Source organism: Planctopirus limnophila DSM 3776 (assembly GCF_000092105.1).
Classification (GTDB): domain Bacteria; phylum Planctomycetota; class Planctomycetia; order Planctomycetales; family Planctomycetaceae; genus Planctopirus; species Planctopirus limnophila.
The window spans coordinates 2,466,505-2,478,926 of sequence record NC_014148.1 but is presented as its reverse complement, the minus strand read 5'-3'; the positions used below and the strand labels follow the sequence as shown (position 1 = coordinate 2,478,926).

The 12,422-nt window shown below is 51.2% G+C and carries 13 protein-coding genes; 7 read left to right on the top strand and 6 right to left on the bottom strand.

The features are described from left to right. Positions 1 to 101 precede the first annotated feature (101 nt). Entirely contained in the window at positions 102 to 587 is a 486-nt protein-coding gene (locus tag PLIM_RS09850) for a macro domain-containing protein (RefSeq protein ID WP_013110162.1), read from the bottom strand. A 191-nt stretch (positions 588 to 778) separates the two neighbouring features. Between PLIM_RS09850 and PLIM_RS09845 the strand changes: the two genes are divergently transcribed. Both PLIM_RS09845 and PLIM_RS09840 read left to right on the top strand, forming a co-directional pair. Further along, on the top strand, positions 779 to 1,387 hold the full coding sequence (locus PLIM_RS09845; RefSeq protein WP_013110161.1) for a hypothetical protein: 609 nt from the start codon (positions 779 to 781) through the stop codon (positions 1,385 to 1,387). Positions 1,388 to 1,419: 32 nt separating this feature from the next. Next, on the top strand, positions 1,420 to 1,821 hold the full coding sequence (locus PLIM_RS09840) for a rhodanese-like domain-containing protein (protein WP_013110160.1): 402 nt from the start codon (positions 1,420 to 1,422) through the stop codon (positions 1,819 to 1,821). Between the two features lie 170 nt (positions 1,822 to 1,991). On the opposite strand, the gene PLIM_RS09835 is transcribed toward PLIM_RS09840, so the two are convergent. The 5 genes from PLIM_RS09835 to PLIM_RS09815 all read right to left on the bottom strand — a co-directional run bounded on the left by PLIM_RS09835 (position 1,992) and on the right by PLIM_RS09815 (position 5,394). Further along, positions 1,992 to 2,561, bottom strand: a complete 570-nt coding sequence (locus tag PLIM_RS09835) for an elongation factor P (RefSeq protein WP_013110159.1) — start codon at positions 2,559 to 2,561, stop codon at positions 1,992 to 1,994. 52 nt (positions 2,562 to 2,613) lie between these two features. Next, positions 2,614 to 3,846 carry an elongation factor P maturation arginine rhamnosyltransferase EarP gene (gene earP, locus PLIM_RS09830; protein ID WP_013110158.1) on the bottom strand — a complete coding sequence of 411 codons (1,233 nt, stop codon included), beginning with the start codon at positions 3,844 to 3,846 and terminating at the stop codon, positions 2,614 to 2,616. 86 nt (positions 3,847 to 3,932) lie between these two features. Next, the gene (locus PLIM_RS09825; protein ID WP_013110157.1) at positions 3,933 to 4,349 is read right to left on the bottom strand and encodes an arsenate reductase ArsC; all 417 of its coding nucleotides are present in this window, start codon (positions 4,347 to 4,349) and stop codon (positions 3,933 to 3,935) included. Then, positions 4,346 to 5,062, bottom strand: a complete 717-nt coding sequence (locus PLIM_RS09820; protein WP_013110156.1) for an MIP/aquaporin family protein — start codon at positions 5,060 to 5,062, stop codon at positions 4,346 to 4,348. The genes PLIM_RS09825 and PLIM_RS09820 overlap by 4 nt, the downstream gene beginning before the upstream one ends. Then, the gene (locus PLIM_RS09815; protein WP_013110155.1) at positions 5,059 to 5,394 is read right to left on the bottom strand and encodes an ArsR/SmtB family transcription factor; all 336 of its coding nucleotides are present in this window, start codon (positions 5,392 to 5,394) and stop codon (positions 5,059 to 5,061) included. Before PLIM_RS09815 ends, PLIM_RS09820 begins: the two co-directional genes overlap by 4 nt. Before the next feature lie 776 nt (positions 5,395 to 6,170). Between PLIM_RS09815 and PLIM_RS09810 the strand changes: the two genes are divergently transcribed. The 5 genes from PLIM_RS09810 (at position 6,171) to PLIM_RS09790 (ending at position 12,384) form a co-directional block, all read left to right on the top strand. Further along, entirely contained in the window at positions 6,171 to 6,485 is a 315-nt protein-coding gene (locus tag PLIM_RS09810) for a BON domain-containing protein (RefSeq protein WP_013110154.1), read from the top strand. A gap of 40 nt (positions 6,486 to 6,525) precedes the next feature. Then, the gene (locus PLIM_RS09805) at positions 6,526 to 7,503 is read left to right on the top strand and encodes a DUF1559 domain-containing protein (RefSeq protein WP_013110153.1); all 978 of its coding nucleotides are present in this window, start codon (positions 6,526 to 6,528) and stop codon (positions 7,501 to 7,503) included. A 58-nt stretch (positions 7,504 to 7,561) separates the two neighbouring features. After that, positions 7,562 to 8,026 (top strand): transthyretin-like family protein, encoded by a 465-nt coding sequence (locus PLIM_RS22745; protein ID WP_013110152.1) that lies wholly within the window; start codon positions 7,562 to 7,564, stop codon positions 8,024 to 8,026. Between the two features lie 78 nt (positions 8,027 to 8,104). Continuing rightward, positions 8,105 to 10,873 carry a PSD1 and planctomycete cytochrome C domain-containing protein gene (locus PLIM_RS09795; RefSeq protein WP_013110151.1) on the top strand — a complete coding sequence of 923 codons (2,769 nt, stop codon included), beginning with the start codon at positions 8,105 to 8,107 and terminating at the stop codon, positions 10,871 to 10,873. Positions 10,874 to 10,962: 89 nt separating this feature from the next. Continuing rightward, a complete protein-coding gene (locus PLIM_RS09790; protein ID WP_013110150.1) occupies positions 10,963 to 12,384 on the top strand; it encodes a DUF1501 domain-containing protein in 1,422 nt (473 codons plus the stop codon). The last annotated feature ends 38 nt before the right edge of the window (positions 12,385 to 12,422 follow it).

Below are 12,422 nucleotides of genomic sequence, written 5' to 3'. Positions count from 1 at the left end.
TGTTTTCTTTTAGGGAAACGGGATGTCGAAGAGACCTGTCGAAGAATGCGCTTTCAAAATCTGATGGATGCTCCTCCCCCGGATTGGAGTGGCAAGTTTCGTTATTTTTCAACAGCGAATGTCACCACTTTCACCAGGAGGGGGCTCTTCAAGTTGAGTTTTGTCAGCTCGTCGAGAATCAGGTGGCGAGCTTTTTCGGCAGGAAAACCTCCCGAACCGGCACCTATCAGAGGGATGGCCATCGAGGAAAAGCCCTGCTGTTCCGCGAGTTGTACGGCATTACGAGTCGATTGGCGGATGGAATACTCACTCGCCAGCCAGCACAGGTTGATCCCCGCGACATGAATAATGCCTCGAAAGTGCAGACGCCCAGCCGACGTTAAGACTGCAGAGCCCAGGGGCATGATTCCAGCTCGGCTGAGCTCACGGAATGGGGCTGTCCCGGCATGACGTTTGATCGCACCTGAAACACCTTGGGGTAAAAGCAGCCACCAGGGAATGAAGTTTCGATTCCAGGAATTGACAATCACATCCACCGGTTGTTTAAGGAGATCTCCCGAGACGAGTTCGACCGTGGGTGCAGCCATGAGTTCACTTCGGCTCTTAAATTGTGATAAACCAGCAGAGAGAACTCACTGCCAACTGGGTATTCGAAGACTCCGCCGATCAAGGCCTTGAATTCTCACTCGATCTGCAGGCATTTTTGAGTCATGCTGGCGAAGAGTTCATGAACTGTCGTTTTTGATCTGAGGGGAACCTCAGAAGTGCGGGATTCGTAATGATGTCCAAACAAGCTGCAGGTAATCAAGGAAATTGGATCAGTCATCTGATTGGAGTCATCGGGTTTGTGATTGTACCGACGGTGATCACGATGATCGCACCTGTTTCATACGTCATGCTGGAGAACCGGGAAGGACGACCAGTCGCGCAGGCATCGACGTGTCTGCTCTTTGTGATCCCCTTTCGCTCAGCCGTCATTGATCCTTTGCTGGCTGTCGAAACCAGGGTGCGGGCTGCACGGGAAAGAACCGCTGAAGAGCGGCGTCGACACAATCAGGGGCGGGGCCAGATTGACGGCGAAGGAACACTCACGTTTGTCGGTGAAGGACAAAGTTCCTTTTCGATCTCGGTTTCTCCGGTCAGTATTGAGGGAGCCAAAACGCAGGTCGAGAATTTCATCAACCACAAAGAGACAGATTCGAAGTGGCTTTTCTTACCAGCCAATTGGAAGTTCAGCGTCTTTTTTGGAGGTTTCTGGGCATTTCTCACACTGCTTTATGTGGTGGGTGTGACTCTCAAGCTGCTGATGGGCTTGGTCTGGCTGCTGGGCATTGGTCGCCGGTCTGCTGGATTGGAGGAATCCACTTCGTCTGAGGTGGCTTCGTGAGTTTTTTGGTTCGTAGCGAAAGGTAAGTCTTTATGAATCTGGTGGTCAGGAACTCTCTGGTCATTGTTGCCTTGGTCTTTGCTGGCTTTGGCCACGCGCAGGGCGCCGATTACACGACCGATTCACTCGATGTGGTCAAACAGCAGGTTCAGGAAAAGAAAGCCCTGCTGGTCGATGTGCGTGATCAGGCGGAATGGGATCGTGGACATGTCGAAGGAGCCTTGCTGGTTCCCTTTCGTAAACTGCAGAAAGGGATGACGCAGGCAGACGTCGAGAAAATATTGCCCAAAAATCAGATCATTTATACTCACTGCGCGGTGGGTGCCCGATCGCTCGGAGCCGCTGGAGTGCTGAAGGATTATGGCTACGATGTCAGGCCACTTCAGAAAGGTTACAAAGACCTTGTCAAAGAAGGCTTCCCTGTCGCCAAGTAAATTTGAATGGCGGTTCACTCAAGAATGACTCAGAACCATCCATCCACAAAAAAACTCGACCTGCCATGGCAGATCGAGTTTTTTGCTTTTCGCCGACAGGCCGAATCCCGCTTTATCAAAACACGCAGTCATGACACCGAACAAAACGGTCCTCCTGCGAGATGTTTCGATTAGCAGCGGCGGCGGAACTCGCCGGTCTCCGTATCAATTTCAATCTTGTCGCCAATTTCTACGAAGGCCGAAACCTGAAGCTCGTACTTTGAGTGCTTAAGGACCGCTGCCTTGGTAATCTTTCCTGAGGTATCACCGCGGGTCACAGGTTCGGTGTATTCAACTTCGCGAATGATGACCTTCGGGAAGACCACAGAAATTGGCTTACTTTCGTAGAATGTCACTTCGACGACATCTGTCATTTCCGGCATGAGGTATTTTTCAACATCAGCCATCGTTTCGGCATCGATCTCGTACTGGTTGTAATCGCCGTCAACGAACACGTGAACCGGTGGAGCTGAGTAGGAATAGGTACATTCTTTCTTGTCGAGAATGATCTGTTCCATTTTTTCGTCGGCTTTGACGACCGTTTCTGAGACGCGACCTGTCAACAGGTTCTTCATCCGCAGTTTGACAACGGCAGCGTTGCGACCTGACTTGTTGTACTGGGCTTTCAAAACAACAAGGGGATTTCCTTCGACGATCACCACATTGCCCGACTGCAGGTCGCCTGCCAGCTTAACACTCATGAAACAATTTCCTGGAAGATGGTCACAGTCTGATGGGGAGGAACCCAGGCTCTCAAGAGCTTGAAGTTTCCTCACGGATTTTTCTTACGAACATTTCCAGATTGTTTGCGAGATTGCTCTTACGGTCAAGCCGGTCGGCCCATTCCTCGCTGTGTCGATTCCATTCTTGTCGAAAATGAAGCAGTTTTTCCCAGGCGTCTTCGATGCCGCTGGTATGTGCCCAGGAACGATCCGGCGGAATGTGATTCCAAAGACGCCAGAACTCAGAAACTGCCTCAACATTGGAAAAACCCCTCAAATACAGGCTCAGAAAGGCTTCGAGCTTCTTATGGTGAGCAGCATCTTCCTGCGGATAAATCTGCCAGATCAGAGGTCGATTCGCCCATTGAGCACGAACAAAAGAGTCTTCCCCCCGCACAAAATTGAAATCACAGCTCCAAAGCAGTTCGTCGTAAGCCGGGGGTGGCAGAAAGGGCAAAATCAAAAGCTCAAGAGCACCAATTTGCCGTCGATCGCCCGCTTTGAGTGAATAGCCACACCATTTGGCAACCTGATTGGTCGCTAACCCGTGGGTGACAAACAAACTCGTGGGAGCACTTCGGGATGACCAGTAATCGAGAAGTCTGGGAATCCACGGATTCTGATAACAGAATAAAGAAACTCGCAGTTCACCGGGCATTTTCTGAGAGTCAGGAAGTTGGTTTTCCCCCGTTTTCCCAACTAGTCGAGCCCACAGGTCTGGCGTCGCCTGAGAACTTTGAGATGTGAACTTCTGCTGGTAGCGACGAACCTGCCCCCTGAGACCAGCTTCCTTAAGCAGCCCCCCCGTTTCTGTCGTGAAACCCGGGAAGAAGAAATGCTTCCTCAGGCTGGTCGAAGAACCCGGAGTCGCCAGCCCATGGCATTCAGAAACCCAATTCTCGGCACTGAGATATTCCAGATTGATCCATACCACTGGAGGATTTGGCTGTGACTCATGCAGTGACAGGAGTGATCTTTGGTAACAGCCGGGAATCTCACAGGCAAAAGCTTCAATGACCACTCGAGCGGGCTGAGTCTCTTCTGAACAAGTCTCCCATTGACAGATTTCGATACCATCCACCTGCTGACAGCCGAGGTTCATTCGGACTTGTGGGCACAGGTGAGTCAACACATCGAGTTGATCGATCCAGAGCCGGACGCGAATTCCCAGTTCATGATGCAACTGCCGAGCCAAACGCCAGCACACACCAATATCACCATAATTGTCAATCACCCGACAGAAGATATCCCAGTGATCTGCCACGATAGAGCGTGCTCTTTCAGCGTATCAAAAAATATTAGTCGAGAGTTTTTCAGCACTTGACTGGGAAAACAATCGCTAAAAACCTGTCAAGAGACAGTTTTGAGATAGCCACTGATGGTATCACGGATTTCATCACGCACACGGCGGAACATGACCATCTTTTCCTCGTCGTTTCCTTCGGCGTGGGCCGGGTCTGCAAATGGCCAATGCAGCGTGAGTTTCGCTCCTGGGAATACAGGGCATGCCTCTTTGGCGTTATCGCACACCGTGACCACCAGGTCGAAGTTTTCATTCTGATACGGTGCGACCGACTTACTCACGAGGTTCGAAATATCGATCCCCAGTTCTCCCATGGCTCGCACGGCCAGCGGATGAACGTAGCCGGCAGGACGTGAGCCTGCCGAGACCGCTTCCCACGTAGGCTGGCCCAGAGTGTTCCATAAACCTTCGGCCATTTGCGAGCGGCAGGAGTTTCCCGTGCAAAGAATGAGTACGCGTTTCATGATTCGAGCCTGTCTGTCGTAGGGTTATTGAGCTGGAGTTCGTCTTGTGGATTGGCAGGTATCGGAATTTCCTGGTGGAGTTGCTGAAAACTCAAGACAGCGAACGCTGATCCGATGCATGGTGCCAGGATGTAGATCCACAATGAGGCGAGATTTCCGCTGATAACGGCTGGCCCGAATGAGCGTGCCGGATTCATCGAAGCCCCTGAGATCGGGCCGCCGAACATGGCTGCAAAAGCGACGACAGCACCAATGGCTGCTCCTGCCATCACACCTTTTTCGCGAGCCCCCGTGGAGACACACAAAATGACAAACATTAATATGGCGGTAAGAATGATTTCGAGAATCAAAGCCTGCCACCAGAAATAGACCGGCAACGTTGCCCCCAAAGTGGGGTGGTACATGAAGAGCATTCGTAACAGGCTGGCTGCAGTGACAGCACCCAGTATCTGGCTGGCGATATAAGGTGCCAATTGGCGTGCTGGCAGTCGCCGTGCAAGCCAGAAACCCAGTGTTACAGCGGGATTCAGGTGGGCTCCTGAGATATCGCCCAGGGCGTAAATCATGGCCATGACCACCAGGCCGAAAGTTAAAGCAATTCCGGGATGGGTAATAACACCGCCACTGAGATCGTTAACAACGATCGCCCCTGCTCCGGCAAATACGAGGGTGAAAGTACCGATCGCTTCAGCAACATAGCTTCGTGTACTCATGAGGTTGGGTCCTCAGCGAGGCTTTGTTGACGCTTCGTGATATCACATTTGAGAACGTTTTCCAGGCAGGTGAAGAACCCATCGAGACAACCACAGCTGACCCGGTAGAAGGACGTGGTTCCGGCTTTACGTGCTGAGACTACTCCTGCTTCGCGCAGCACAGCCAGATGTTTGGAAACCGTCGATTGATCAAGTCCCAGTTCAGCGGTGAGTTCGGAGACGGAACATTCGCGATCATGCATCCAGTCGAGCATGAACAATCTGGCTGGATGCGCCAGCGCCTTCGCGATCTTTGCCCGGGCTTCGTATTTGATTCGCTGCTCGTTATTCATGGTTGCATGGCAATGTAGCCATGGATTTTACCTCAGGTCAAGTGGGCGAAATCAGATCATAGGAAATCACGCAGAACAAAGGCATTCCGAGTCTCGCTTGGTCTCATCAGCTTTTGATGGAAAGTGGTCTTTTGGGCTGAACTGCAGTTTTTTCGGAATTTGAGTTGACATTTTTCGAAAACGTCCCGATACTAACTACCACTCAGTGAGTGATAGATCTGTTGGGCCACACGGCTCAAGGGTGTTTATCTCGCTGAATCTCCCCTTCCATCGTGTCTGAGACTTGAGGAGTCTCTCATGGATTCGTTCCGAAAATCTCGAAAGGCATTCTGCAGTCGCATTGCGGAAGCTCTGGTCGTTTCTCGTAATCCTGGCTTCAAGCACGTTGAGCTGTGTTCCATTGGCATGCGCTCCGTTTGTTGTTGTTAGTTCAGAATTTCACGTCGTGATCCCGGGTTGAAATTGGTGCCCATGGATGGTGAACGGCGTATCAAATAGGCCTGACAGGCTGTCCATTACAGGCTGTCTCTTGCGAAGAATCACCTGGTCGTTATTTGGCTTATTTTTGAATGCCAGGCCAGTCCATCGGTTGGCCAATGATGACTGCCGATGGGAGGCAGCTCAGTCCCTCCTCCACGTGATGTCGCTCGCCTCCGAGGGCAGCAAAAGCATGTATCCTCGCTGGTTGAGTCGCTTATTTAGATTGGGAACAGCTAGCCCCAATCTGTGTCTGTATATTCAAAAGTAAACACGGCGTAACGCCACAGAAAGATATTATGGTTGCCTTTAATAATTCCGATATCGCCAATTCTGTTTCGCCTTCTGAAACAACGACGGAAAGACAGCTCTACGAAAGGCTCTTCATTCAAGAGCCTGACACATTTCGCTTCATTCAGATTCATATCAGTAACGGTGTGCTTGTCCTGACGGGGACCGTAGACAGCTATTTCGAGAAAGCGCTGGCCGTACAAGTCGCTCGTCGAAGTGTGTTCCAACTCGATGTTGCAGATGAACTTCAGGTCAATCCCTCAATTTCTCGAACTCTTCGCAGCCTCAACCGCATTGCACGGCATGTCACTTCGAATTCCTAACGATCAAATTGAGAACATAGATATTCACAAAGGGTTGATCATGAGTTTTAAGAAGCAAGGATTTACGCTGATCGAATTGCTTGTTGTGATAGCAATTATTGCTGTCCTGATCGCTTTATTGCTCCCTGCTGTGCAACAGGCGAGAGAAGCTGCACGCCGGACACAATGCCGCAATAATCTCAAGCAGATTGGTCTGGCACTTCACAATTATCACGACTTGCATAACACTTTTCCGCCTGGGAATGTCTTTTCATCAAGGCAGCCGGATGCGGGGTATCGCATCAATCTCACGACCGCGAATCGAGCCACGGGTTATTCCTGGGCAGCTTTGATTCTCCCTCAGATTGATCAGTCCACTCTTTACAATCAATTGAATATCGGTAATCGGGAACTCGTTGAATTGCTACTGAATGCGAGCACTCGAAATCAGGTGCAGGCTGTGGTTCCTGGGTACCGCTGCCCTTCGGATACTGCGCCTCAACTGAATGATCAGCGCGGTTTCACCAATGCCGCCTATGGAGATACTGCCGCAGCGACAGCCAGTTATGTCGGTGTTCACGGGACCCGCTGGGTGCACGCCGACGATTGGGTGCTTAATCAGGCAGATCCATTTGGGACTTTCTGGCCAGGAAGCAAAGTTCGCTTAACTGATTATACCGACGGTGCGAGTAACACATTTATTGTCGGTGAACGTAACTGGGACAATCTTTCAGCAATCTGGATTGGCGTTCGAAACTATACAGGCAATGCTGATGTGGGCTTGAGGCAAACTCAGGGACTTGCCAACTGGAAGTTGAATCTACCAAATGCACCCGGACAGACAACGGCTGGCCGTGGATTTCATAGTGCTCATATCGGTGGTGCCCATTTCCTCTTCGGTGACGGCCGGGTGCAATTCGTGAGTGATGCGATCTACTTCGATAATACGCCAGAAGTCGTCGGGAATCCTCGTACCTTGCTAGGAACGTACCAGCGGCTGGCAATTCGTAATGATGGATCAGCATTAGGTGAATATTAATGATAGTTGTCATCAGTAAATTCGTAGGTAGGGTTCTTGATAGAAGGTATTATCGCCAATGAGAGTTTCTTCAAAACTACCACCCATCTGGTCGGTGATAGGTGTGGTCTGCGGAGCGTCATTTCTTCCCGGTTGCTTCAATTCCGGGCCTGCCCTGAGTGAGGTCCATGGAAAAGTGATGTCGGCTGGTAAACCGGTGGCTGGGGTGAGTGTCGAATATCAGCCACTCGATTCAAAAACCGCTTCATCAGTGGGGTATACAGACCAGAACGGCAATTTCCGTCTTCGTTTTACGCGCGATCGCTACGGTGCTGCTCCCGGGCAGCATCAAGTCAAGCTCTATATAGATCCTGAGTCCGGGAGTGATACGCCTCCGCAATTTCGTTTGCCAGATAAATACAGCAAGAAATCTGAGATTAAAGTCAACGTTCCCGGTCTGGAAAGTGAACACATTTTTAATGTGGAGCTGGAACCGTTCAATAGAAACGCGAATCGTCGAACAAAACAGGTCGCTATTCGTTAAGTCATACTTATGTGATTCTTGCAGCTGAATGCCTTGGCAATGGCCATCAACCCTTCGTCTTCCAAAAAGTACTGAACCATGAGTTTTTTTACGAAATGCCTGACGGTCCTGGCTGTGGGGATGGCCGCATCTGGTGAGCACCTTCAAGCGCAGGTCAAGACACCCGCAACTGCCGAAGAGTCCAGGCAGGTCGTCTCAGCGCAAAACTCGCTGAACACTCGATCTGTTGTGGTTTCAGGATCTCTACAAGATTCACAGCTTCCAGCCGATTTTGAATTCTTTGAGAAGAAGGTTCGGCCAATCCTCGTGGCGCATTGTTACACATGTCATTCCGCTGACAACAAAGCTGCTGGTGGTTTGCGCGTCGATGATTATCAGGGATTGCGTAACGGTGGTAATCGAGGTTCTGCAGTTGTTCCACATCAGCCTGAAGAAAGCCTGTTAGTTCAGGCTGTTCGATACACTGGCAAGCTGAAGATGCCTCCTGAAGAAAAACTGCCTGACGAGAAGATCCAGATTCTTGAAGACTGGATTCGTCGCGGTGCTCCCTGGCCTCGTGTGGAAGTTTCACATGAGATCGGCAAAGGGAGTAGTGATTATCAGGAGCTTTTGGCCAGCCATTGGGCTTGGCAGCCATTGAAAGCTGTGACCCCACCTGTCATACAAGATTCGAACTGGGCCACTGACCCCATTGATCAGTTTGTGCTGGCAAAGTTGAATGATCACAACCTTTCCCCTGTGAGTGATGCTGACCCTGCCTCCCTATTGAGGCGAGTCGCCTTTGATCTCACGGGATTACCTCCCGGCGACGAGCAATTGCGAGCTTTTGAAGCAAACCCATCGACTGAAAATTATGCTCAACTTGTCGACGGATTTCTCGCTTCTCCTGCATTTGGAGAGAAATGGGGTCGCCACTGGCTGGATGTCAGTCGTTTTGGCGAGTCCACAGGGTCTGCTCGTAATATTCCCTACCCTCAAGCCTACAAGTATCGTAACTACGTTATTGATGCGTTTAATAAAGATAAGCCCTTTGATCGATTTATCGCTGAACAGGTCGCGGGTGACCTGCTCCCCTACTCTTCCGAAAGTGAACGCATCGAAAACCTTGTGGCTACGGGCTTCCTGGCACTGGGTGTCAAAGATGTAAACCAGAGGTTTAAGGTTCGTTTCGTCATGGACAATGTTGACGAAGCGATTGACACCGTGACCCGTTCAGTCCTGGGAGTCACTGTCAGTTGTGCACGTTGCCATGATCATAAATTTGATCCGGTTTCGCAGCGTGAGTACTACGCACTGGCAGGAATTTTCACGAGTACTGATATTCTGGCTGGTGTCCGAAATAAGATGGGTGGTGGAGGTCTGGATTATTACGACACTGCGGCATTGCTGGTGATTTCACAAACCAAATCTGAACCTGATCCTGAGCAGCATCAAAAAGTTGAGAAAGCTCAGCAGGCAGTTGCCGAAGCGCGTGAGGAATTTGAAAGACTCCGTGGGACACCCGAAGGCCAGGAGAAAGGCCCGAATGGCCGTCCCAGGCAGCAGATGGCTCGCCAGAAATGGAACCGTCTTCAAGCCGAGTTAAACCTCCTCACTGATCCAGCTCATTTAGGCGAAGTGACTCTTGGTGCCCGTGACAGTAAGCAGATTTCAGACACAGAACTTCGCCTGCGGGGAGAGGCTGAGCAACTCGGGCCGGTTGTCCCCCGTGGATTCTTGAAACTGGCGACTTGGGAAGGTCAGCCACAGATTACCGCTGGGCAAAGTGGCCGGGCCGAGCTCGCTCAATGGTTAACTGCACCGCAGAATGCCATTACTCACCGGGTGATAGTGAATCGTGTCTGGCATCATCTATTTGGTCGAGGAATCGTCTCGACAGTCGATAACTTCGGTCTGACGGGTGATACCCCCTCTCATCCGGAACTCCTCGATTTTCTCGCTCAGGATTTCATTCAAAATGGAGCCTCGCTGAAGAAACTGATCCGCAAGATTGTTCTCACAAAAACCTATCGACTCAGTACGGAAAATGTCGCTGCATATCAGCAGATCGACCCTGCGAATCGCTGGATCTGGAGGCACACTCCTCGCCGCCTGACTGCCGAGGAGATTCGCGACAGTATTCTGGCCACAACTCAGTCTCTTGATACTTCTCGTCCCGAGAGGTCTCCCGCTGCTGAGTTGAAGGTGATCGAAATTCGGAACAACGGCCCGGAGGCCCGCAATCTTCAAGTGGCGGCCGAGAACTCAACTCTCCGCAGTGTTTATCTTCCACTCGTCAGGGGGATTCTCCCCAGAGCGTTAGAAGTGTTTGACTTTGCTGAGCAAGGGATGGTGACTGGCGCCCGAGACCAAACAACTGTTGCTACCCAGTCGCTCTACCTCCTGAACGACCCTTTTGTGCGGCAACACAGTGTTCGGCTGGCACAATCCTTGCTTGATGGTGAAGATCACGACGATCGATCCCGCATCGTTCATGCGTATCGCCAGATTCTTGGACGAGATCCCTCGGTAACTGAAGTTAACACAATCGTTGACTATTTATCTGTGTATGAGAAAGAAGCCAGTATCTATCTGGCATCAAACACTGCTGGGTCATCTGAATCGCTTTCAACAAATCGATTGATTGCGGCTGCCTCCAGTAAGCCTGAAGAGACGTCGGCTGCTTCGGGAAACAATCCTTCTGGGGCTACAAATAGTGCGTTGGCACTCGCGAATGCCGATGAGATGGAGCAAAACGATCTTCCGGTTGCCCTGAAGAAGATCTCGATTCGAGATTCCCGGACCGCAGCCTGGGGTTCATTCATTCAGGCTCTCTATGCCTCGGGTGATTTTCGTTATCTCAAATAGTCTGATTGATGCAAAGAGGTGACAGAGTCTATCTCTTGTTCAATGCTCGAAAAAATACGTAGTGCCTGATTTTTGCAAGGATGAATTTCATGAGCTTCCGATCCATTCCACGGGGAAATGCCGATCACAATGGTCAGCCACTGGGTCGCTTTCTGCCTGACCGCCGTCAGTTGCTCAAGTCGGCCAGTGCTGGTTTTGGCTATCTGGCCATGTCGGCACTGTTGGCCAGCAAGGCACGCAGTGAGGAGGTTGCGCCGGCTTTGCCTCCAGGGCATCTGGCACCTCGAAAGCCACATTTTCCCGCCAAAGCCAAGCGGGTAATTTTCCTCTTCATGCAGGGCGCGATCTCCCAGATGGATACCTGGGAATACAAACCAGAACTCCAGGCGCGGGACGGCCAGAGCGGTCCAGGTGGTGGCAAGCTGATGGCTTCGCGATACAAGTTTGCCCAATATGGAGAGACGGGTACGTGGGTCTCTGAGCTTCATCCGCATTTAGCCAAACATGTCGATAAATTCTGCTGGCTGCGTGGATTGCACACCGATACTCCTGCACATCCACAGGCCGTCATTCAGCTTCATACCGGGACAGCCATTGCCTCACTGACGAGACCATCGATCGGTTCGTGGCTGCTTTATGGTCTTGGTACGGAGAACCAGGATTTGCCAGGTTATATTACAATCAATCCACCTCCCAATTTTGGTGGTACCGTTAACTATGGCAGCGCTTTTCTGCCCGCTCACTATCAGGGAACCCGTATTAATGATGCCGGCTATCTACCGAATCTTGAAGCACAGACTCCCATCGCACTCCAGCGTCGCCAGCTCGACCTGATTCAGTCCATGAATAAAGATCTGGCATCCAGGCCGCATGCTCCCTCTGCGATTGAAGGTGTGATCTCTTCTTACGAGCTTGCCTTTCGAATGCAGTCGAAAGTACCTGAGTTGCTCGATATCTCTAAAGAGCCTGAGCATATTCAACAAGCGTATGGAATCAAAGATGGGCCTGCCGGCAGTTTTGCCAGGCAATGCCTGATGGCTCGCCGCTTGAGTGAAGCGGGAGTTCGGTTTGTCGAAATCTGCCATCCGGGCTGGGATCAGCACAACAACCTTCATCGCGGTCTGATGAACAATTGCCAGGCTGTTGATCAACCGGCTGCAGCACTTCTGGCAGACCTCGAAAGCCGTGGCCTTTTGGAAGACACATTGGTGTTGTTTGGCAGCGAGTTTGGTCGTCTCCCTTCGGCTCAAGGCCCAGATGGACGAGACCACAATATCACCGGCTATCCGATGTGGCTGGCTGGTGCCGGTGTGAAGCCTGGCTTTACTTTTGGCGCGACGGACGAAGTTGGCCAGTTTGCAGTGGAAGGGAAAATGCACACCAATGATCTGCATGCGACGTTATTGGCACTCATGGGGCTGGACCACGAATCTCTCACCTACGAATACGGCGGACGAGAGTTCCGCTTGACCGATGTCGCCGGTCAAGTTGCACGCGAAATCTTCGCTTGAAATAGGGACATCATCAGTTATTTAGCATGTTTTCCCAG